The sequence below is a fragment of the Nocardia sp. XZ_19_231 genome (assembly GCF_015355705.1).
GTDB classification, from domain to species: domain Bacteria; phylum Actinomycetota; class Actinomycetes; order Mycobacteriales; family Mycobacteriaceae; genus Nocardia; species Nocardia salmonicida.
This window is the reverse complement of record NZ_JACUZI010000014.1, coordinates 17,355-40,294: the sequence shown is the minus strand read 5'-3', so window position 1 is coordinate 40,294 and position 22,940 is coordinate 17,355. Positions and strand designations below refer to the sequence as shown.

General features: G+C 66.6%; 17 protein-coding genes. 13 read left to right on the top strand and 4 right to left on the bottom strand.

All coding sequences use genetic code 11. From position 1 onward, the window contains the following. Positions 1-52: 52 nt before the first annotated feature. Positions 53-4,324, top strand: coding sequence for a HAMP domain-containing protein (locus IBJ82_RS33005; protein ID WP_194829903.1), 4,272 nt, complete (start codon positions 53-55; stop codon positions 4,322-4,324). Beyond that, the gene (locus IBJ82_RS33000; RefSeq protein ID WP_194829902.1) at positions 4,321-6,687 is read left to right on the top strand and encodes a SpoIIE family protein phosphatase; all 2,367 of its coding nucleotides are present in this window, start codon (positions 4,321-4,323) and stop codon (positions 6,685-6,687) included. Before IBJ82_RS33005 ends, IBJ82_RS33000 begins: the two co-directional genes overlap by 4 nt. A gap of 86 nt (positions 6,688-6,773) precedes the next feature. On the opposite strand, the gene IBJ82_RS32995 is transcribed toward IBJ82_RS33000, so the two are convergent. Further along, positions 6,774-7,715, bottom strand: coding sequence for a LysR family transcriptional regulator (locus IBJ82_RS32995; protein ID WP_228538037.1), 942 nt, complete (start codon positions 7,713-7,715; stop codon positions 6,774-6,776). A gap of 109 nt (positions 7,716-7,824) precedes the next feature. Between IBJ82_RS32995 and IBJ82_RS32990 the strand changes: the two genes are divergently transcribed. From IBJ82_RS32990 to IBJ82_RS32965, 6 genes are all read left to right on the top strand, one after another. Then, positions 7,825-8,961 carry an FAD-dependent monooxygenase gene (locus IBJ82_RS32990; RefSeq protein ID WP_194829901.1) on the top strand — a complete coding sequence of 379 codons (1,137 nt, stop codon included), beginning with the start codon at positions 7,825-7,827 and terminating at the stop codon, positions 8,959-8,961. Positions 8,962-8,992: 31 nt separating this feature from the next. Next, positions 8,993-9,931, top strand: a complete 939-nt coding sequence (locus IBJ82_RS32985; RefSeq protein WP_194829900.1) for a VOC family protein — start codon at positions 8,993-8,995, stop codon at positions 9,929-9,931. Between the two features lie 27 nt (positions 9,932-9,958). Next, entirely contained in the window at positions 9,959-10,936 is a 978-nt protein-coding gene (locus IBJ82_RS32980) for a fumarylacetoacetate hydrolase family protein (RefSeq protein WP_228538036.1), read from the top strand. Next, a complete protein-coding gene (locus IBJ82_RS32975) occupies positions 10,933-11,661 on the top strand; it encodes an SDR family NAD(P)-dependent oxidoreductase (RefSeq protein WP_194829898.1) in 729 nt (242 codons plus the stop codon). The genes IBJ82_RS32980 and IBJ82_RS32975 overlap by 4 nt, the downstream gene beginning before the upstream one ends. Continuing rightward, complete coding sequence (locus IBJ82_RS32970; protein ID WP_194829897.1) at positions 11,658-12,650, top strand: cyclase family protein; 993 nt, start codon at positions 11,658-11,660, stop codon at positions 12,648-12,650. The genes IBJ82_RS32975 and IBJ82_RS32970 overlap by 4 nt, the downstream gene beginning before the upstream one ends. A 71-nt stretch (positions 12,651-12,721) precedes the next feature. Continuing rightward, positions 12,722-13,903: a S9 family peptidase gene (locus IBJ82_RS32965; protein WP_194829896.1), complete on the top strand. Its 1,182-nt coding sequence runs from the start codon at positions 12,722-12,724 to the stop codon at positions 13,901-13,903. Positions 13,904-14,112: 209 nt separating this feature from the next. Here the strand turns inward: IBJ82_RS32965 and IBJ82_RS32960 are convergent, their stop codons facing one another. Beyond that, the gene (locus IBJ82_RS32960; protein WP_194829895.1) at positions 14,113-14,910 is read right to left on the bottom strand and encodes an IclR family transcriptional regulator; all 798 of its coding nucleotides are present in this window, start codon (positions 14,908-14,910) and stop codon (positions 14,113-14,115) included. A 48-nt stretch (positions 14,911-14,958) separates the two neighbouring features. Between IBJ82_RS32960 and IBJ82_RS32955 the strand changes: the two genes are divergently transcribed. From IBJ82_RS32955 to IBJ82_RS32940, 4 genes are read left to right on the top strand one after another with little or no spacing between them, the layout of a single operon-like run. Further along, a complete protein-coding gene (locus IBJ82_RS32955; RefSeq protein WP_194829894.1) occupies positions 14,959-16,185 on the top strand; it encodes an FAD-dependent monooxygenase in 1,227 nt (408 codons plus the stop codon). Between the two features lie 39 nt (positions 16,186-16,224). Next, positions 16,225-17,109: a fumarylacetoacetate hydrolase family protein gene (locus IBJ82_RS32950; RefSeq protein WP_194829893.1), complete on the top strand. Its 885-nt coding sequence runs from the start codon at positions 16,225-16,227 to the stop codon at positions 17,107-17,109. A gap of 8 nt (positions 17,110-17,117) precedes the next feature. Further along, positions 17,118-18,491, top strand: a complete 1,374-nt coding sequence (locus IBJ82_RS32945) for an MFS transporter (RefSeq protein ID WP_194829892.1) — start codon at positions 17,118-17,120, stop codon at positions 18,489-18,491. Positions 18,492-18,539: 48 nt separating this feature from the next. Next, entirely contained in the window at positions 18,540-19,613 is a 1,074-nt protein-coding gene (locus IBJ82_RS32940) for a cupin domain-containing protein (RefSeq protein WP_194829891.1), read from the top strand. A 133-nt stretch (positions 19,614-19,746) separates the two neighbouring features. Here the strand turns inward: IBJ82_RS32940 and IBJ82_RS32935 are convergent, their stop codons facing one another. Further along, complete coding sequence (locus IBJ82_RS32935) at positions 19,747-20,334, bottom strand: TetR/AcrR family transcriptional regulator (RefSeq protein ID WP_194829890.1); 588 nt, start codon at positions 20,332-20,334, stop codon at positions 19,747-19,749. Positions 20,335-20,408: 74 nt separating this feature from the next. On the opposite strand from IBJ82_RS32935, the gene IBJ82_RS32930 reads away from it, so the two are divergent. Then, positions 20,409-21,233, top strand: coding sequence for an alpha/beta fold hydrolase (locus IBJ82_RS32930; protein ID WP_194829889.1), 825 nt, complete (start codon positions 20,409-20,411; stop codon positions 21,231-21,233). Positions 21,234-21,301: 68 nt separating this feature from the next. On the opposite strand, the gene IBJ82_RS32925 is transcribed toward IBJ82_RS32930, so the two are convergent. Next, positions 21,302-22,582, bottom strand: a complete 1,281-nt coding sequence (locus IBJ82_RS32925) for a cytochrome P450 (RefSeq protein WP_194829888.1) — start codon at positions 22,580-22,582, stop codon at positions 21,302-21,304. Between the last annotated feature and the right edge of the window lie 358 nt (positions 22,583-22,940).

Below are 22,940 nucleotides of genomic sequence, written 5' to 3'. Positions count from 1 at the left end.
ACACCGATCGGATAGGTGTTCGATTCGGACCGGTCGACCAACGAGGACAGCAATGACGGATACCGCAGCACCGGCCCGAGCAGTGCCCGAGCAGGCCCCGCCGAAGCAGGCCGCGGTGGCCACGGACGAAGTCGAACTGCGGCGGCTGCTCGCCGGTTTGACCGCGGTGCGCGACGGTGATTTCGGCACCAGGTTGCCCACCGACGCCGACGGGCTGCTCGGCGAGATCGCCACGGTGTTCAACGGCATGGTGGACCAGCTGTCGCTGTTCACCTCTGAGGTCACCCGTGTCGCGCGCGAGGTCGGCACCGACGGACGCCTCGGTGGGCAGGCCGAGGTGCCCGGTGTGTCCGGCACCTGGAAGGACCTCACCGACTCGGTGAACGCGATGGCGGGCAACCTGACCAGCCAGGTGCGTGATATCGCCCAGGTCGCCACCGCGGTCGCGCGCGGTGACCTGAGCCAGCAGATCACGGTGAACGCGCGCGGGGAGATCCTCGAGTTGAAGAACACCATCAACACGATGGTCGATCAGCTCTCTTCCTTCGCCGACGAGGTCACCCGCGTGTCGCGTGAGGTCGGCACCGAGGGCAGGCTGGGCGGGCAGGCCGACGTCAAGGGCGTGTCCGGAACCTGGCGAGACCTCACCGACTCGGTGAACTTCATGGCGGGCAACCTCACCGCGCAGGTCCGCTCGATCGCCCAGGTCGCCACCGCCGTGGCAGGCGGTGACCTCACCCAGAAGATCCGAGTCGACGCCCGCGGCGAAATCCTCGAGCTCAAGGAAACCATCAACACGATGGTCGATCAGCTCTCCTCGTTCGCCGACGAGGTCACCCGCGTGTCGCGCGAAGTGGGCACCGAGGGCAGGTTGGGCGGGCAGGCCGACGTCAAGGGCGTCTCGGGGACCTGGAAGGACCTCACCGAGTCGGTCAACGTCATGGCCGACAACCTCACCGCGCAGGTGCGCTCGATCGCGCAGGTCACCACGGCGGTCGCGGGCGGTGACCTCACTCAGAAGATCCGAGTCGACGCGCGCGGCGAAATCCTCGAGCTCAAGGAAACCATCAACACGATGGTCGATCAGCTCTCCTCGTTCGCCGACGAGGTCACCCGCGTGGCCCGCGAGGTCGGCACCGAGGGCAACCTCGGCGGGCAGGCGACTGTTCGCGGCGCCTCGGGCACCTGGAAGGACCTCACCGACAACGTCAACGTGATGGCCTCCAACCTGACCAACCAGGTGCGCTCGATCGCCCAGGTCGCCACCGCGGTGGCGCGCGGTGATCTGAGCCAGAAGATCACCGTGGAGGCCAAGGGTGAGGTCGCCGCGCTGGCCGGGGTGATCAACACCATGGTCGACACGCTGTCGGCGTTCGCCGACGAGGTCACCCGCGTGGCCCGCGAGGTCGGCACCGAGGGCATGCTCGGTGGTCAGGCCCGCGTGCCCAACGTGGCGGGTACGTGGAAGGACCTGACCGACAACGTCAACTCGATGGCCAACAACCTGACCAATCAGGTGCGCAACATCGCCCAGGTGACGACCGCGGTCGCCCAGGGCGACCTGACCCGCAAGATCGACGTGGACGCGCGCGGGGAGATCCTGGAACTCAAGACCACGATCAACACGATGGTCGACCAGTTGTCCGCCTTCGCCGCCGAGGTGACCCGCGTCGCCCGCGAGGTGGGCTCGCAGGGCCGACTGGGCGGCCAAGCCGAGGTCGAGGGCGTCTCGGGCACCTGGAAGCGGTTGACCGAGAACGTCAACGAGCTGGCGGGCAACCTGACTCGCCAGGTCCGCGCTATCGCCGAGGTCACCAGCGCCGTCGCCGAAGGCGACCTGACGCGCTCGATCACCGTCGAAGCCTCCGGTGAAGTCGCCGAGCTCAAGGACAACATCAACTCGATGGTGGAGTCGTTGCGCGAAACCACCATGGCCAACCAGGACCAGGACTGGCTCAAGAGCAACCTGGCCCGCATCTCGAGCCTGATGCAGGGCCAGCGCGATCTGCATGTGGTGGCCGAGCTGATCATGGACGAGCTCGCGCCTCTGGTGTCGGCGCAGTTCGGTGCGTTCTACCTGGCCGACGAATCCGCCGAGCAGCCTGAGCTGCGATTGATCAGCTCCTACGGCAGCCCGGACGGACCGGGCAGTGCGCCCCGGCTCACCTTCGGCCAGTCGCTGGTCGGGCAGGCGGCGCGCAGCCGCCGCACGATCGCCGTGGACGACGTTCCCGGTGACTACGTCACCATCTCCTCGGGGTTGGGGCGAACCGCGCCGGTCAATCTCCTTGTGCTGCCGATCGTGGTGGAAGACCAGGTGCTCGGTGTGATCGAGCTGGCCTCGCTGCATCGCTTCACCCGCATCCACCTCGATTTCCTCGATCAGCTCATGGAAACGGTGGGCGTCAACGTCAACACCATCGTGGCCAACGCGCGCACCGACGAACTGTTGGTCGAATCGCAGCGCCTGACTTCTGAGTTGCAGGCACGCTCGGAAGAGCTGCAGGTACGCCAGGAGGAACTGCAGCTGTCCAACGTCGAGATGGAGGAGAAGGCGGCGCTGCTGGTTCAGCAGAACCGCGACATCGAAGCCAAGAACCTCGAAATCGAGCAGGCCAGGCAAGAGCTCGAGACCCGCGCCCAGGAACTCGCGCTCGCCTCGAAGTACAAGTCGGAGTTCCTGGCCAATATGAGCCACGAGCTGCGCACGCCGCTGAACAGTCTGCTCATCCTCGCTCAGTTGCTGGCGCAGAACCCGACCCGCAACCTCACACCCAAGCAAGTCGAGTACGCCGGCATCATCCACTCGGCGGGTTCGGATCTGCTGCAGCTGATCAACGACATCCTCGATCTGTCCAAGGTCGAGGCGGGCAAGATGGATATCACCCCCGAGCGGGTGCCGCTGCGTAAATTGCTGGACTACGTCGAGGCGACCTTCCGGCCGGTAACCACGCAGAAGAGTCTCGGTTTCCGGATCACGACCACTGCGGGTCTGCCACTCGAGCTGCTCACCGATGATTCTCGGCTGCGGCAGGTGCTGGGCAATCTGTTGTCCAACGCCGTCAAGTTCACCGAGAGCGGGTCGGTGGAGTTGCGAATCGAGCCGACGGAGACGCGGGAGTTGCCCGCCGCGGTACGCCGCCACGGGATGGCCATCGCCCTGCGAGTGATCGACACCGGCATCGGCATCGCCCAGCATCAGCTGGAATCGATCTTCGGCGCCTTCCAACAGGCTGACGGCACGACCAGCCGCAAATACGGCGGCACCGGGCTCGGTCTATCGATCAGCCGCGAAATCGCCTACCTGCTCGGCGGGGCCATCGCGGCCGAGAGCACCCTCGGCCAGGGCAGCACCTTCACCCTCTACCTGCCGGTCGCTCGCCCGGACTTCCAGGAAGTGCTCGAGCTGGAGCACGAGGACCGACAGCAGACCCACGACCGTCTGGAACTCGCGTCGAGCTCGGCAGCGCCACAGCAGCGTCGGCTGTTGGTAGTGGAGGAGCGACCGCAGGGCCTGCTGTCGCTGGTCGCGCAGAGCGCGGTGGCCGACCTCGCCGACAATAACGACCCGCGCGGGCCCGTCCAGGTGGTCAGCGCGATCGGTGTGGTGGAAGCGGCCGGAGCTCTTGCGGCCGAGTCGTTCCACTGCGTAGTTCTGGAACTGGACATGCCCGACAGCGCCGCGCTGGAGTTCCTCGAGACGATGGACGGCGATGCCGCGTTGAGCAGCGTGCCGGTGCTCGCCCACAACCGCCGCCTCGACGCCGAGCAGGAACGCCTACTGCAGGAACGTATGCAGCGACGGCCGTTGGAGTTGCTGTCGAGTCTGGATGAACTGCGCGAGCGGATCGCCCTGCACGTCACCGCCGAGGCACCCGGGGACGTACTGCCTCTGGTGCGCCGGGACGAGGCACCGGCCACCACGCCGCATCGCCCACTCGGTGAGCTGGCCGGGCGCACTGTGCTCATCGTCGACGACGATGCCCGTAATCTGTTCGCGCTCAGCAGTATTCTCGAACTGCACGACATCACCGTGTTGCACGCGGAGAACGGGCGCGAGGGCATCGACAAGCTGCTCACGCATCCGGAAACGGATCTGGTGCTGATGGACGTGATGATGCCCGAGATGGACGGCTACACCGCGACATCGACCATTCGCGAGATGTCGCAGTACGAGAAGCTGCCGATCATCGCGGTGACCGCCAAGGCCATGCTGGGTGATCGGGACAAGAGCTTGGCCTCCGGTGCCAACGACTACGTCACCAAGCCGGTCGACGCGGATGCGCTCCTCGCCTGCATCGTGCACTGGCTCGGTGCCAGATGACCGATTCCGGAATCGGTGACACCGATGCCGGGACGGACCCGGTCGTCCCGCGCCTCGCGGCCACGGTGGAGCGGTTGCACAACCAGATCCGAGAGGCACAGGCCACGGCCGACGGCCGGGCGCTGATCGAGATGGCCAAGGGTGTGCTGGTCGAACGGCTGCACTGCGGGCCCGCGCAGGCGGCAACCCAACTCGAGATCCTGTCCGCCCGAGCCGGGGTCGCGCCCCTGGAGCTGGCGGTCGACCTGGTGAACCAGGCGGCGCAGGACAAAATGAGCGCGGTGGTCGGGGAGTTCCTGCAGGCCACCGCCACACCACCCGGCGAGCCGACGGCGGTCGTGCGGCTGCGCACCGCCGAGAGTGGGCTGCTCGCGGCGGGCGATACCCAGCGGGTAGCGGAGTCGGTGCTCGAACACGCAGTGTCACCGCTGGGTGCCACGGCGGTCGCGATCTGGTCCGCGGGCATCGACGCGTCGCTGTCGCTGGCGGGTTTCGCCGGGATCGCCGGGCACGAGGCCCAGCGGTGGCGCTATGTGCCGCCGGGGGTGGTGACTCCGGCACGGCAGGCGCTGATCCAACGCACGGCGCAGTGGATCGAGGACCTGAGTGTGTCGGGGCTGCCGTCGATCGGAGACCGTGCCGGCGGCCGAGCAGCGATCCCGGTCGGCGCGGCCGGCAAAATACTCGGGGTGCTCGAGGTGTGCTGGCCTCGGCCGATCGACGTGCAACCGCGCCAGATCCACCGGCAATTGGAAGCGCTGGCCGAGCTGTGTGCGCACACGCTCGAGTCCGACTCGGCCGCAGTACGAACGACCGAACGCGTCGATGTCGCCGACCTCGTGCGCTTGGCCGACGGATTGTTCGACCCCGCACTGGTGCTCATACCCCAACTCGACGAGGGCTCGCTCGCCGACTTCTCCATCCACCACCTCAACAGCTGCTTCGTCGACCCGGCCGGTCGACCTCCCGGCCTGATCAGCGGCTCGTCACTGCTCGAGATGTACCCGATGGCCGCGGTCGAGGGACGACTGTTCGAGCGGATCGAGCATGTCTTCGCCACTGGTGAGACCTACCGCGCCGACCGGGTCATGCTGACCGAACTGGTCGACCAGATCCCCTTGACCGTCGCGGCCGCGCTCAGCATCAGCCGCTACGGCGACGCCGTGCTCATGGTGTGGCGGATAGAGGACGAGTCGGGGCGACTGGCGACGCTGCTGCAGCACGCCCAACGGCTCGGCCGCGTCGGCGGTTTCGAGGAGAACGCGGCCACCGGCGAGATCACTTGGAGCGACCAGCTTTTCGCGCTCTACGGGCTGGCACCGACCACCGACCCTGTCCCGCTGGCGCAGCTGCCAGGCCACGTCCACGACGCCGACACCGAGGCGGTGCGACGCTTTCTGCGCACACTGCTGCGCTACCGCAGTCCTGCCTCCACCGCATGCCGCCTGACCAGAGCCGACGGCGTGACCCGTCACGTCCGGATCATCGCCGAACCGGTGGTCGACGCGGCCGGGCACCTGCACGCCATCCGCGGTGCGTACCAGGATGTCTCGGCCCAACACTGGACCGAGATCGCGCTGTCGGCGACCCGGGACCGGCTCACCGACACCGAAATGCGCGCCGCCGAACAGAGCAGTCTGGCAAGGCAGCTCCAGCAGGCCATCATGCCCGACGCGCAACCGTCCACCGACGCGTTCGGTTTGCGCATCGCGGTGCGCTACCGGCCGACCGAGCAGGACGAGCTCGTCGGTGGCGACTGGTACGACACCATCGTGCTGCCGTCGAAGGAGATTCTGGTATCGGTCGGTGACATCACCGGCCACGGCATCACGGCCGCGACCGGAATGGTCGTGCTACGCAACGCCTTACGTGGTCTCGCCGCAACCGGCGCCGGGCCGGGTCAGATGCTGGCCTGGCTGAATCTGGTGGCACACCACCTCACCGACAGCATTTTCGCCACCGCCATCTGTGGCGTCTACAACCCACTGACTCGGGTCCTGCGCTGGGCTCGCGCAGGCCACCCGCCGCCAGTGCTGGTCCGAGCCGGCCACGCCTGCTCCCTGCCTGAACTCAATGGCATCATCCTCGGCGCGCTGGCGGAAACAAGCTACGAGGAAGGCGAAATCCAGCTCGAATTGGACGACACTCTCCTGCTCTACACCGACGGCCTCATCGAGCGCCGCGACCGAGATCTGGACCTCTGCATAGAACGACTTCTCACGATCTCGGCCGAATTCATCGGAAGCCTGGATGACCGTCTCGACTATCTGCTCGACAGCAGCGACGCCGACACAGATGACGACACCTGCGTAGTCGGCATCCAGGTGGGAACAAGCCAGGGCCCGCCGACCGACAACCTCTGACAGCCGCACTCACGTGTACGAGGCGGAGATGAAACAAGTCCGCCGCTTCCAAGTACTCGACGACGACAGAATGTGCAGCAAGTCGATTATGGTGACACGCAGCTGTTTTGGGCCGCCTCTCGGATCAGACGGCGTAGGAAGCGGTGCTCCGGATCATCGGTGAACACCGGATGCCACCACATCGCCTGGGTGAGCTCGCCGAGGTCGACCGGACACGGATAGGCCGTGAGACCCTCGCTCATCCCGGGGACCGTGAGCAAGCGGCGGGGAACCAGGGCGATGCGGTCGCTGCCGGTGATCAGGCACCGGACGGTCAGGAAGTTCTCGGTGACGATCTGGCGCGTCGGTTCGATGCCGAGCATCCGCAACCGGCGCGCGGCCGGGGTGGAGGCGGTCTGCGAGTGATAGACGAGAACCCAGGGGCGCCGCTGCAGGTCCTCGGCTGTCAGTTCGCCGCTGCCCGGTTCATGGCCCCGATCCGTCACGACCATCCAATCATCATGGAAGACAGTCTCATTGGGTAGATCGGTGACGAAACCGTGTGGAACGAGCATGACGTCGTAGGTGGTGAGGGTGTGCTCGGCTCGGGCGACGAGTTCAGGTGAGGAGGGGAGTATGCGCAGGCGGGCGTGGGGCGCGGCCGAGGTGAGCAGCTCGGCCAGACGTTGGCCGAGCAGGGCGGTGGTGTAGTCGCTGGTCACGACCGAGTATTCGCGGCTGGTGTCGGTGGCGTCGAAGGTGCCGCGCGCGGAGAACACCCGCTCGACGCCCGTCAGCGCGGCCCTGGTGCGCTGCCGCAGCTCGATGCCGAAGGGTGTCAACCGGTACCTGTTGCCGACCCGCTCGAGGATGTCGTCGTCGAAGTGGCGGCGTAGCCGAGCCAGGGCCGCCGAGACGGCCGGTTGCGTGACACCGAGGTGTTCGGCGGCCCTGGTCACACTCTCGTGCTGCACCACGGCCTCCAGCGTGACGAGCAGGTTGAGGTCGAGATTGGCCAACGGGCGAGCGGGCTTCTGCATAACTCCCATTTATACAGCCGATCAGAAATCACGCCTTCCCTGATGGTGATGCGGGTCTCAGAGTGGAGTGAGTCACCACAACGCTCGCTTATGTGCACTGTCCCAGGGAAGTGATTCGATGCACCCTCACACTGCCCGCACCGTCCTCGTACTCGGCGGCGGTCTCGCCGGGTCGGCGGCCGCGGTCTTTCTCGCCCGCGCCGGTCTCGACGTCGATCTCGTCGAGGCGCGCGGCCGCGGCCACGCCATCGGTTCCGGCATCACCTTGCAGGGCAACGCGTTACGCGTGCTCCGGGATCTGGACCTGTGGTCCGATATCAGCCGTGAGAGCTGGGGTTTCGACACCCTTGGCATCCGCGCGACCGACGCCGACGGCAGCCTTCTCGCCGAGATTCCCGATACCAAGACCGGCGGCCCCGACCTCCCGGCCGCGGTCGGGATGGAGCGGCCGGTGCTGGCGGCGATGCTCCACGACGCCGCGGAAAAGGCCGGTACACGACTGCGTTTCGGCGTGCGTGCCACCGGATTCGAGGCCGACGACACCGGCGTCGATGTCGTCTTCGACGACGGCGGCAGCCGACGCTACGACGTGGTGATCGGGGCCGACGGTGTCCGCTCGCCCACCCGTCGCGCCCTCGGAATCGACTCCGAGCCGCAGCCGACCGGGATGGGCATCTGGCGGTTGGTGTGCTCGCGTCCGGCATCGATCACCCGCACCGATCTCTACTACGGCGGCGTCGCGCACATCGCCGGATACTGCCCGACCGGACCGGACTCGATGTATGCCTACATCGTCGAGGACACCCACGATCGTTCGGCGCTGTCCAAAGCCGAGCAGCTCGAGGTGATGCGCGCACTGGCCGCCGAGTACCACGGACCGTGGGACGAGGTCCGTGCGCTGCTGACCGATCCCGACGCCGTCAACTACACCCGGTTCGAGCAGCACGTGATCGACGGCCCCTGGAATCGCGGACGCATCGTGCTGATCGGCGACGCCGCGCACGCGTGCCCGCCCACCCTCGCCCAGGGCGGCGCGCAGGCGCTCGAAGACGCGGCGGTGCTCAGCGAACTCCTCATCGCCGAACCGGTCGGTCCGCAGCTGTGGCAGAGCTTCACCGACCGCCGACTGCCGCGGGCGAAAGCCGTGGTCGAGGCCTCGGTACAGCTCGGTCGATGGATGCTCGACCACGATCCCGATGCCGATGTCCCCGGCTTGATGCGCCGCATCGCCGAGCTCGTCGCGACACCGGCCTGAACCCCATCCTCTCGTCTTTCGGAGCCTCCTCATGAGCGATCATGTCTTCACCCACCTGCGGCACACGGCACTGGCTGTGCCCGACTTCGACAAGCAGCTCGACTTCTACACCAACCACTGGGGCCTGTCGGTCGCCGCGACCGACGGCGATGTCACCTATCTGGCCGCGGAGGGCTCGCCCGAGCAGTACGTGGTGCGCATCCGCCGCGCCGCCGAAAAGCGCCTCGACCTGATCTCCTTCGGCGTCACCGACAGCGCGGCGGTCGACACCGTCGCCGAAAAGCTCGGCCGGGGCGGGGCCACCCTGGTCACCGAACCGGACCGATTGCAGACGCCCGGTGGGGGATACGGTTTCCGTTTCTTCGACAACGAAGGGCGCACGATCGAGGTGTCCGCCGACGTCGCAGCCCGCGCACATCGCAAAGTCGAAGCGGGTGAGGCCATTCCGGTACGTCTCTCGCACGTGGTGGTGAACTCCGCTGATCCGGAAACCACCGTGGCGTTCTACGAGAAGCATTTCGGTTTCAAGGTTTCCGACATTCTCATGCATCCGCGCATGGGCAAGATGATGTGGTTCCTGCGCACCAACCGTTGGCACCATTCGCTGGCCATCGCGCGCGGCCCCCATCCCGCGCTGCACCACGCGTCGTTCGAACTGCGCGGCCTCGACGAGTACATGCGCGGCACCGGCCGCATGCTGCGCTCGGGCGTCGAGAAGATCTGGGGCCCCGGCCGGCACCTCGCGGGCAACAACACCTTTTCGTACTTCCTCGACCCCAACGGCAACACGATGGAGTACACGACCGAACTCGAGTCGCTCGATGAGGACACCTGGCACCCGCACCTCTACGACTTCTCCCAGCCCGAGGTCAGCGACCAATGGGGGACTGCCAACGCGATGGACGAATTCGTCGCCGCGAAATCGTTCAACGACCCTGACAAGGGTCTGTTCATCGCACCGCCGGTGTGAAAGGGGTTATCCACCATGCGTTTTGCCATGATTCGCCGGAGTGACGCGGCTCCCGTCGCCGCTGTCGTCGACGGCGACAGTGTGTACCTGTTCCCCGGTGGCACCACGGTGCTCGAACTCGTCCGGGCCGGCCTGACCGCCGCGCTGGAGATGGGCAACCGGATCCAGTCGATGACCACGCCGATTCCTGTAGAGGAGGTCGCGTTCGACGCTCCGCTGGCACCGCCGACGATCCGCGATTTCGTCACCTTCGAAGAACATGTCGAAGGAGTCCGTGCGAGTGTCCAGGGTCGCGGCGGAGTGCCGGAGGCCTGGTACACGGCGCCACATTTCTATTTCACCAATCCGCACACGGTGAACGGTCCGCGCAGCGAGATCCGGGCGCCGCACCACTGCGCGGAACTGGACTTCGAACTCGAGGTCGCCGCCGTCGTCGGCCGTGCCGGTCGCGACCTGACCGTCGAGCAGGCCGCCGATCACATCTTCGGCTACACGATCCTCAACGACTGGTCGGCACGTGATCTCCAGCGTCTGGAAATGCAGGTCGGGCTCGGTCCGGCGAAGGGCAAGGACTTCACCAACACCCTCGGCCCGGTGCTGGTGACCGCCGACGAAATGGTGCCGTTCCTCGACGCCGACGGCTTCCTCGAACTGCAGTGCACCGCAAAGGTCAACGGGACCGAAGTGGGCCGCGACGTCCTGTCCAACATGGGCTGGACCTTCCCCACGCTGCTGGCCTACGCCTCACGCGACGCCGCGCTTGTCCCCGGCGACGTACTCGGCTCGGGCACCGTCGGCAACGGCGGCTGTCTGGCCGAGCTGTGGGGCCGACGCGGCGTTCTCGATCCGCCGCCGCTGACAGCTGGTGACACCGTCGAACTTACCGTGGAACATATTGGCACCCTGGTGAATACGGTGGGCGAGCGCACCAGCGCGCCACACGCCGTGCCCGCACCCCGACTCCGCGATCGAGCGCGGCACCGGGCCGAGGTGACCGCGCCATGACAACCCGAACCGTGGTCGTCACCGGTGCGGCAGGCGGCATCGGCCGCGTTGTCGCCGAACGACTCACCGACGACGGCTACCACGTCGTCGCGCTCGATCGCCAGGGCAGCGAAAGCGTCCGCGAGTTCGATGTCACCGACGAGCGGCAATGGCGAGAACTGGCAGCCACTCTCGACGCACCGGTGCACGGGCTGGTCAACTGCGCAGGCATCACCCGACGCGCGCGAGTCGGCGAGGTGACCGTCGCCGACATGACCGACGCCTACGCGGTCAACGTGCTGGCACCGCTGCTGGCGATCCAGGCGCTGGCCCCCGTGATGGCCGCCGGCTCGGCAATCGTGAACATCGGTTCGCTCGCGGCCCTCACCGGCCACTACCCGGTGGCCTACACCACGAGCAAATGGGCACTGCGCGGTTTGACCCACACCGCCGCACTTTCCTTGGGTGAGAACGGAATTCGGATAAACATCGTCCATCCGGGCTTCATCGACACCCCCATGACGGAATCGGCACCCGCGCGATTCCGGGAGTCGTCGATCAATGAGACCGCGTTGGCGCGTGCCGGCACCGCGGCCGAGGTCGCCGGCGCGGTGGCCTTCCTCCTCGGCGCCGACTCCACCTACATGACCGGCGCCGAGATCACCGTCGACGGCGGAGCGAGCTCGCACGGCGGCGTGAAGTCGATCTCGGACGCGCTGCGACCCGAACTACAGGAGCACAGATGACCGGAACAGAGACCGCCGCAACACCACTGGACCGCAGTGATCCCGAATCCGCGATCGCCGCCGCGGCCCACCGCTGCTCGAACTGGGCGCGGTGGGGTGCCGACGATGTGCACGGCACGTTGAACTTCCTCGACGACGCCAAGCGGGCCGAAGCCGGGGCGCTGATCCGGCACGGCCGCAGCTTCAGCCTGGCGCAGAGCTTCGATACGAACGGGCCCCAGCGCGGCTGGCGGCGTCGCTCGAATCCGGTGCACACCATGCTCGATACAGGCACCGACGCCGAAGCCGGGATCCAGGGATTCCCGCACGGTCTCGGCGGCGCCGACGACGTGGTGTCGATGCCGCTGCAGTGTTCGACGCAATGGGATGGTCTCGGCCACATCTTCGACCACGGTCGGGCCTGGAACGGGCGGCGCGCGGGCGAGGTGGTGACCTCGCAGGGCGACCAGGTCACCGGCATCGAAACCGTGGCCGATCGGATCGTGGGCCGCGGCGTGCTGCTCGACGTCGGGCGTGCCTACGGGACGGCTACGGAACTGCCCGACGGGTTCGCCATCACGACAGCCCATCTTGAGGAAACGATCCGCACGCAGGGCGTCTCCTCGGCGGTCGGCCGCGGTGACATCGTCACCGTGCGCACCGGCCAGCTCACCCGCGCCCGGCGCGAGGGTTGGAACGATTACGCCGGTGGCGCGGCCCCCGGGCTGTCGTTCACCACCGCGGACTGGTTGCACCGCACCGAGATCGCCGCGATCGCTACCGACACTTGGGGTTTCGAGGTGCGGCCCAACGAATTCGACAACGCCTTCCAACCCCTGCACCAGGTCGCCATCCCGCACATCGGGTTGTTCCTTGGCGAGATGTGGGACCTGGACGCGCTCGCTGAACACTGCGCGCGCACCGGCACCTACGAGTTCTTCCTCGTCGCCGCCCCGATCCCGGTCACCGGCGCCGTCGGCGCCCCGGTCAACCCGATCGCGGTCGTCTGAATCCCGACGAAATCAGCGTCGAGCGCGGATCTCGTCGCGTCCTGAAACTTGTCAATGAGAGGAAAACCCTGATGTTCGAATACTTTCCCGGAAACTACGTGTGGAACCTCGGTGTGGTCGCGGCGCTGAACAGCGGCGGTTACATCGACGAGGTCGATCGGGCCTGCCGTCCCATTCGGGAAGCGGCCACCCGCGGTGAGGACGCAGGCACCGAGGAATTCCTGGCGTCCTGGACAGCGGTCGTCGACGACCTGGTCGAGGCCGCAGGGCGTGACCGTGGGGTCGGACGCACCCGGTCGGCGGGCCGCGCTTACGCACGTGCCGCGAACTACCTGATCCACGCCGAGCGGATGCAGAGCCCGCAGACGCCCGATCGCAACGCGATCTATCGCCGGGTGCTGGAATTGATGCAGCAGTCCTTCGACCTGGTCGATCCGAACACCGTGCGCGTCTCGATTCCCTTCCGCGACACCACACTTCCGGCCTACTTCACCCGGCCCGACGTGGCAGGCCCGGTGCCCTGCATGATCGTGTGGAACGGCCTGGACAGCACCAAGGAACACATGTACCTGTCCGGTTTCGCCCACGAGCTCGCCGAGCGAGGGATCGCCACCCTCATGGTCGACTGCCCTGGCAGCGGCGAGGCACTGCGCCTGCAAGGACTCACCGCCCAGATCGAGACCGAGGAATGGGCGGCTGCCTGTGTCGACTACCTCGAAACCGTCGACTACGTCGACCCCGCGCGCATCGGCTTGGTCGGCTGGTCGCTGGGCGGCTACTACGCACCCCGCGCGGCGGCCTTCGAGAAGCGGCTGGCGCTGTGCGTGGCATGGGGCGCCAACCACGACTGGGGCAAGGTGCAGCGACGCCGGATCGAACGCGAAGGCGAACGGCCCGTGCCGCACTACTGGAACCACGTGATGTGGGTCTGGGGCGAGAACGACCTCGACACCTTCCTGAACAACGCCGACGGCGTCAACCTCGACGGCGTCGTCGAACAGATCAGCGTGCCCTTCCTCATCGTGCACGGCGAGAACGACCGGCAGATCCCGCTCGAATACGCCCACCGGTCCTACGAGCAGGCAACCGCCAGCCCGAAACGGCACTTGCGTGTTTTCACCGCTCGCGAGGGCGGCGCGGAACACATCGGGCTGGATAACTTCCCTCTGGTCAGTGCCTATATCGCCGACTGGGTCACCGAAACCTTCGCCGAACTGGGGGCAGAACAGCAGACGGCGACCGCCGTCGGCTGAGGATCGTGGCGATGTCGGCCGGTGCGCTGCCGGCCGCCCCCGACATCGCCGTTGGCTGTGCTCACCAGACGAATGCCAGCGATGGATCACCCGATCCCACGAACCGCCCGAGCAGCGCTATAGCGACCGACACCGACACGCGTACGCGTGTCGGTGCCGGTCGTCGCGTTCGCACGATCCCGCAGGGCAATCGGATAGCGGCAACACGTCTACCTGCCTGCACCCAGATCGATGATGGCCAAGTCCTTCTCGATCTGGGTCCTGGCGTCCAGCACGAGCGGGACAAGCGTTTTGTCGACCAATTGTGCGAAGCGCTCGGCGTGGCACGATAGCGACACCGCGCCGATGGCCTGACCGTCCCGGTCGGTGATCGCCACGCCCACCGCGGCCACTCCACGTTCGGTGCCTTCGTAGTTGATCGCGAACCCACGACGCCGAGTGACATCCAAATCCGCTGTCAGGGAATGGAATTCCCCGGCGCCGAGCAGCGGCTCGCCGCCTGCGCGGGCGAGCCGATACAGCCGTTCCACCTCGTCGAAGGGCAGGGTGGCCAGTAGCGCCTTGCCTCCGGAGGCCTGGTGCGCAGGCATCACGACGCCATCGCGGTCGTTGGTCGCGTACACCGATTGCGCGCGCACAGTGCCGAGGAACCGCACGCTTTCGCGCACCCGGATCATCAAGTTCGCCGATTCGCCGCTGCGACGCGACAACACCTCGAGATGCGGCTGACACAGCGCGCGAAACGCTTTGGTCCACGCCAGTCGGGCAGGGGCTGCGTCCAGTGAGGGACCGGGCAGGTAAACGTGATTGTCGTTCTGCACCGCGAAACCCCGGTAGGTCAGCGTCTGCAGCAGCCGGTGTGCGCTCGACCGCGAGATGTCGAGGTGGGTGGCGGCGTCCATCACTCGCAGGCTGCCGTAGTCGCGCAGCAGTTGCAGCAACCGCAACCCGCGGTCGAGGGAGCCGACCGCGCTCGTCGGTCGCTCGGGCAGGGGAGTGTTCCGCATAGCGGAATTATATTCCCTCGTGCAAGCCCACGGACTTAGTTTCCCTCCATGCAGAATTGTGACTCAGATTACGCACATACCGTCGTGGTAGGTGGCGGCATCGGCGGTCTGGCCACCGCGCTCGGGTTGATCAAGGCCGGGAAAAAGGCCGTTGTACTGGAACAAGCCCGCGAGTTCGGGGAAATAGGTGCGGGCCTGCAGCTCGGCCCGAATGCCACCCGCATCCTGGATTCGTGGGGCTTGCTCGAGCGGGTGTGCGAGGCCGGCGTGCTCCCGAACAATATCGTTATGCGGGACGCGATCTCCGCTGAGGAGATCGGACGCCTTCCGCTGACGGGCGAATTCCGCACACGGTTCGGTGGCCCCTACGTCGTCATCCACCGGACGGACCTGCACGCGATCCTGCTCGAGGCATGTCGCGAGGCCGGGGCCGACCTGCGCACCGGCGTCCGGGTGGAACGCGTCGAAGACACCGGCGACGGCACCCTCGTCGTCGCCGAAGGTGATCGCAACTTCACCGCCGAAGCCACCATCGCCGCCGACGGCCTCAATTCCGTGCTGCGCCATAAGATCGTCGGTGACGACCTCGTCGCGTCCGGGTACGTCGCCTACCGCGGGACGGTCCCGATCACCGACGTGTCGAGACAGGACCGCGAACTCGACGATGTCGTCGTGTGGGTCGGGCCCGGCAGCCACCTGGTCCAATACCGGCTGCGCGCCGGCGAAGTGCTCAATCAGGTCGCCGTGTTCGAGTCGCCCTCCTTCGTGCGCGGCGAAGCGGAATTCGGCGGTACCGCCGAGCTCGAGGCCGCCTTCGCCGACTGCCATTCGCAGGTGCGCGACGCGATCACCCACATCGGTAAGCAGCGCCGGTGGCCGCTCTACGACCGGATGCCCGCCGACACCTGGGGCGAGGGCAGGATTGTGCTGACCGGCGACGCGGCACACCCCATGCTGCAATACCTGGCCCAGGGCTGCTGCCAGGCACTCGAAGACGCCAAGACGCTCGAGTTCCTGGTCGCCGCCGATGCCCAGAACACCGACTGGCCGGCGGTGATCCGCCGGTTCAGTGACTCCCGTATCCCCCGCACCGCCGAGGTGCAGACCAAAGCACGCATGTTCGGCGACATCTGCCACGCAGGCGGTGTCCACCGCGTGGTGCGCAACGAACTGCTCGCCACCCTCGGCGCCGAGGACCTCTACGGCCACGCCGACTGGCTCTACCGGGGCCCGGTCTTCGATCTGCTGCGCCAAGCCCGCCTCGCCGTCGCCTGATCCTGCCCCGATTCCTTCCACCGAAAGACGATTCCGACCATGCGACTCGCAGTTCTCGACGGCGACCGTGCCGCGATTGCCACCGACACCGACGTCTACGACGTCACCGACCTGCTCCCGACCTCGGCGGGCCCCTACGGCGGCCCATGGCTGCCGTGGCTGGAACGCGGCGGCCTCGTCGCCGACCTGCGCGCTCTGGATCTCTCGCAGTGCCCGCGCCATCGCCTCGGCTCGGTCGCGCTCCGTGCGCCGCTGTCGCGGCCGGGCAAGATCGTCGCCGCTCCAGTGAACTACCTCGATCACAAGGTCGAGATGCACGAGCAGAAGACGATCGCCGAGTACGGCGTGTTCCTCAAGGCCAACACCTCGGTGATCGGGCCGGGGGAGACCGTCGAGCTGCCCTACCTCGACAAACGCACCGACCAGGAAGGCGAACTGGCCATCGTGATCGGCCGCATCGCCCGGCACGTGCGAGTGCAGGAAGCTCTCGACTACGTCGTCGGCTACACCTGCCTGCTCGATATCAGCGTCCGTTCCACCGAGGACCGCTCGACCCGCAAGTCGTTCGACACCTTCACCCCGCTGGGACCGTGGATCGTCACTGCTGACGAGGTCGGCGACCCCGACACCTTGCCGCTGAGCTGCTGGGTAGGTGGGGAGCTGCGCCAGCAGACCAACACCTCCGAGCTGATCTTCTCGGTCGCCGAGCTGGTCTCCTATGCGAGTTCGGTGATGACCCTGCACCCCGGCGACGTCATCGCCACCGGGACGCCCGCCGGGGTCGGCGCACTGGACGACGGCACCTCGATCCGGCTCGAGATCGACCGGATCGGTGTGCTCGAGGTCGGCGTCACCGCCGAAAGCGCCATTGCCTACGCCGATCGTCCGGGCGCGCAGCTCGACGCCCGTTTCGCGAGTAAGTGAGCGACGCAATGGAAATCGCAGCTCACAACATCAAGGCCCGCATCGAATCCGCGCCCATGCAGCCACTGCAATACGCGGTGGTGACGATCTGCGTGCTGTTGAACATGCTCGACGGATTCGATGTGCTCGCGCTGGCATTCAGCGCCTCACATATCTCCGACGAATGGTCGCTGAGCGGGTCGCAACTCGGCATCCTGCTCAGCTCGGCGTTGTTCGGCATGGCCGCCGGATCGATCGTCGTCGCCCAGGTGGCCGACATAGTGGGCCGCCGGCGCACCATCGTCGTCGCCGCGCTGATCGTCGCGCTCGGCATGGGGCTGTCGGCGATGGCCACCGGGTTCACCATGCTGCTCGCGGTGCGGATCGTCACCGGCATCGCCGTCGGCACCCTGCAGGCCTGCCTGAATGTCATGGTGGCCGAGTACTCCTCGGCCCGGCACCGCTCGACCGCGATCAGCGTCTACACCGCCGGTCAGCCGATCGGCGGCACACTCGGCGGCATCATCGCCGGTGTCCTGCTCGCACAGTTCGATTGGCGTGCGGTCTTCGCCTTCGGCGCCGTGGTAACACTGTGCGTCGCACTGCTCGCCGCGGCGGTCCTGCCGGAATCGGTCGATTTCTTGATCAACCGGCGCCCCCGAAATGCCCTGGTACGCACCAACGCCATCCTGACCCGGCTGCGCCAACCGGCCCTGACTGAGATGCCGTCGGCTGCGATGCGCAAGAACGACATCACCGGGCACTGGCGCGACATCACCACCGGCCCGAACCTGCTCACGACATTGCTGCTCGGATTCAGCTTCTTCGTGTTGATGGCCGGGTTCTATTTCGCCAACTCCTGGACGCCGAAACTGGTCACCAGCAGCGGGTTCACCTCCGCCGACGGCGTGCAAGCCGGTGTGTGTTTCAGCGCGGGCGGAATTGTCGGGGCCCTGGTGTTCGGGCCGCTGGCCATGCGATTCGGCGTGCGTCCCGCACTCACCGCACTGTTCGGTGTCGCCGCGGGGGCCTTCGCGCTCTACGCGGTGTCGATGGGATCGCTGAACACGGCCCTGGTCGCGGCCGTGCTGCTCGGCATGACCACCAGCGCCGTGATGGCCGGCATGTTCTCCATCGCCCCGATGTACTACGACTCCTCGGCGCGGGCGACCGCGGTCGGGCTGGTCATCGGCATGGGTCGAGTCGGCGCGATCTTCTCGCCCATCATCGCCGGCAGCCTCATCGACCTCGGCTGGGCGCCGAAGAACCTCTACTTCCTGTTCTGCCTGCCTCTGATCGCGGGTGCGCTGGCGATCTTCGCGCTGCGTTCCCGGCGCGCTGTCCTGACCGACAGCCGCACCGAGCCGGGGGCGACCGATACCGCGCCGTCACTGGCGCACTGAACTCCGACCGGCGGTCCCCGAGCCGCCCCGCTCTCCGAGGAAATCGCTATGACCAGCAACAACATCACAGAACCCGAATCCAGCCCGGAACTCGACAGTCTCTACGCCGACTTCGCCCGCAACTCCACCGCCCCGCTGTGGACCCAAACCGCCAACCTCATGCCGGAAAGCCCTGCCCCCGCGGCGGTCGCGCACCTGTGGCAGTGGTCGGAGCTGCTCGACATCGCACGCCGCTCCGGTGAGCTCGTCCCCGTCGGCCGCGGCGGTGAACGTCGGGCGATCGGCCTGGCGAACCCCGGTCTCGCCCCCACCCCGTATGCCACGCCGACCCTGTGGTGCGCGATCCAGTGGCTCGGCCCGCGCGAGGTCGCACCGGAGCACCGCCACGCCCAGAACGCGTTTCGCTTCGTGATCGAGGGCGAAGGTGTGTGGACCGTCGTCGACGGGGACCCGGTGGCTATGCGCCGCGGTGATCTGCTGATGACGCCCGGCTGGTGTTTCCACGGGCACCACAACGAGACCGATCAGCCGATGGCATGGATTGATGGACTCGACGTGCCACTCGCGCACGACCTCGATCTCGGCTTCTTCGAGTTCGGATCCGAAGTGGTCACCGACGCATCGACCCCGCCGATATCGCGATCGGAGCGGTTGTGGAGTCATCCGGGTCTCACTCCGCTCTCGGCGGGTGCGTCACGCCGATCCACGCCGATCGCCGCGTACCGCTGGGAATACACCGACCGGGCTCTGCGGGAACAATTGCTGCTGGAGCAGGAAGGACATCCGGCGACCGTCGAGCCGGGTCACGCAGCGATCAAATACACGAACCCGACCAACGGCGGCGATGTGCTACCGACTATCCGCTGCGAATTCCACCGCTTGCGGGCGGGCACGACCACCGCGGCTCGGCGCGAGGTGGGTTCGTCCATCTGGCAGGTTTTCGACGGCACAGGTCATGTCCTGCTCGGCGACCAGCGCCTGGCACTGACCACCGGCGATCTCTTCGTCGTGCCGTCCTGGGTGCCGTGGTCCCTGGAAGCGGAGACCGAGCTCGACCTGTTTCGATTCTCCGATGCTCCTGTTGTCGAGAAGCTGGGATACCACGGCCCGACGAAGCAATGAAAGCGGCTGTTCGGCAACCACGATGGCCCGAGTGCAGGCGTCGGCCGACAGTTCGATTGCGCACGACGACAGCCGTGCGCGCAGCGGGCCGAGTGATGAATGGCGGTAGCCGCCGGCGTCCGAATGGAGAGCGTCACGGCGTCTGTGCTTGTGCGAGGGTAGCGGTCACCGCGGACTGGACTCCATGCCCGGCAACGATGATGGGTTCGATCGAGCGCAGTGTGCGACACAGCACGAACGCTCCCTCGAGGGCGGTCAGAGTTGATATCGCCAGAGCACGACTCTGTTGCTCGGTGATGTCGAGTTGTCCGAACCATTGCGCGAGTCGAGTCAGCCAGTCCTGAAAGACCTCCGCAGCCTCGCTTCTGAGGCGTTCGTTGGTGCTCGCCACTTCCAGCGCGATGGTCTCGATCGAACATGCCTCGCTGTAATCCTGAGATTCCATGAGCCTGCCGGCGTTCTCGAATAGTTGCGGTATTGCGGTGGCGGGATCGGCGTCGGCCAGTTGCGTGCCGACGAAATCGCCGTAACGGACTCCTTCGCGTCGGATGACTTCCACGCTGATCGATTCCTTCCCCCCGGGGAAGTGGTGGTAGATCGAGCCGAACGGTGCCTTAGCTGTGCTGGAGATCTGTTTGAGGCCGGTGGCGGACATGCCTTGGCGGCGATACAGCTCCGCTGTCGCCTCGAGTATCCGTTCACGTGTGCCGAGATCTGCCATGGCGATCACTCCTTGCGCGGTGGTAGACGACAGCATATCGTGGTCCAGTAGAACGATCTATCTAGGAGATGCGGATGCCTACAGTGCAGGTACCGGCGGGGCCCATCGCTTACGAGGACACCGGCGGAGACGGACCCGTCCTCGTGTTCGGCCACGGCCTGCTCATGGATGGTCGGCAATGGCGCAAAGTCATTCCGTTGCTGCCCGAATATCGTTGCATCACACCGACATTGCCCCTGGGCGCGCACGTCGAGCCGATGCATCCTGACGTCGACCTGACCGAGCAGGGAGTGGCTCGCATCCTCGCGGACTTCCTCGATGTTCTAGGACTCGAGGCAGTGACATTGGTCCTCAACGATTGGGGCGGTGGGCAGTTCATGATCTCCGAGGGCCGTGATCAACGCGTGGGAAGGCTGGTTCTCGCGTCGTGCACCGCGTTCGACAACTACCCGCCCAAGCCTGCGCGCCCTGCAGCCCTGCTGTGCCGCCTGCCCGGTGGGGGCTGGCTGCTGAGCAGGATGTTCGGCACGAAGTTCTTTCGGCACAGTTGGCGCGCGTACGGTGCGCTGAGCAAGACGGGGCTGCCGGACTCGCTGTACGACGAGTGGTTTCGCCCCGCCATCGAGAACGCCGCGATCCGCCGCGATCTGGTCAAATTCGCCACCGGAGCGCCCTCTCGACGCCGACTGCTCGAATTATCCGATCAGCTGCGGACATTCACGCGTCCGGTGCTCGTGGTGTGGGCACGCGAAGATCGGATGATGCCGCTCGAGCATGCGGATCGATTGGTCGAGCTGTTCCCTGACGCGGCCAAGCTGATCATCGATGATTCGTGGACTCTTATTCCGGAAGACCAGCCGAGAGCCATGGCAAAGGCATTGCAGGAGTTCGTAGGATAATTGCGGCGTGGGGGACGCTTCGATATGTGAAGTCAGCCAGTTCGCGTTTCGTTGTGGGTGTGCGATGTTCAGTTGACCAGAATCGGTGCCCCGTCGGACGGCACATGCGTGATATTGCGGACCCGGCCCCGCGTCGTCGCGGCCGCGGGCAGGGACAAGACGTGGCGGCGCAGGATCTCTTGGAGCACCGCAGCACCCTCCATCAGCGCGAAACCCGCTCCGATGCACCGGCGCACCCCACCGCCGAACGGCAACCAGGTATTCGGCGCCACGCTGCCATCGAGGAAGCGGCCGGGCCGGAACACCGCGTCAGGGAAGGCTTCGGGCCGCTTGTGTGCGAGCAGGATCGAGGTCGCGACGACGGTTTCAGCGGGCAGTTCGTGGCCGCCGATCATCATGTCGCGGGTGAGCTTTCGCACGACACCTCCGATGACCCAGTGGTAGCGCAGTGCTTCCTTCATCACCGCTTCGAGGTAGACGGTGTCGCCGTCGAGCGCGGCTCGGCGGGCGAGGTCCTGCTGGGCGGGGTCGGCGGCCAGTTCGCGTAACGCCCATGACAGTGCCGCCGAGGTCGTCTCATGCCCGGCGGCGAGCAGGGTGACCAACTGATCGCGGAGTTCGTCCGAGGCGAGCGGGGTGTCGTTGCCGCTGCCCGCTGCCATCAGTCGCGACAGCACGTCAGCGCCCGGGGCGTCGCTGCCCGTGCGGCGCTGCTCGATCTCGGCGTAGAGGTAGGCGTCCAGACTGGCCCGGTCGTGGTGAAACCGCTTCCAGGGTCCGCGATTTTGTAGGACCGGGTAGCGGGAACCGAGCAGGGTGAGCGGGGCGATGTCGGTGATGCGGCGCATGGGTGGACCGAGTAGGTCGCGGCGGCGCGGATCGGCGACACCGAGCACCACCTCGCCGATGACATCGAGGGTGATCCCGGTCATCGCGTCCAGGCTGCGGACGGTCGACCCGGCCTGCCAGGTCTCCACGTGGGTGGCGGCGATCTGCTCGATCATCTTGCGATAACCGGTCAGGGCGGGCCCGGTGAAGGCGGGCATCAGCAGGCGGCGGGCGCGAGCGTGCTCGGCTTCGTCGGTGATGAGCACCGAATGATCGCCGAGCAGCGGACGCAGGATGCCGTTGCTCTCGCCGGCGTGCAGGTCGGTGGGGGAGGCGGCGAAGATCTCGCGGACGTGTTCGGGGCGGGTGAACACGACCAGATGTCGGGCGTACGGCGGCACCAAGCGCAGGGTGAAGGTGTCGCCGTAACGGCGAGCGGTGGCGGTCATGAACCGCTCCCGCGCTTGCACATACCGCATCGTCTGCGCGATCGCGGGTAGTCGGGGGCCGGGCGGGTACATGGCGACGGTCCTCTCCTAGACACCTCACTCCACGGTAACCCCGGTAGCTCGGGCCGGGCGTCGATCTGGAAATCCGCGTGTTCGCTACCTCGCGGGCAGCGCGCCAGAATGCCGTTTTGTCTGAATCGTTAGTCTCCGTAGTTGATTTCAGCACGAAAAGGCTTTCCGGTGCTGGCGGGGTCGCGTTGATCTGTTCGATGGTGGCGCGCGCGACGATTACCGTCACCGACGACTCGAAACGCCCCGAATTCCGTGCGGTGACATGGACCGTGAACGAATACTGTGCTGCTATCTACTAATTCGGCCGCTCGGTCCCGACTCGGCCGTCTTGGTGAACGAGCCGTTCGACTGCCCGACT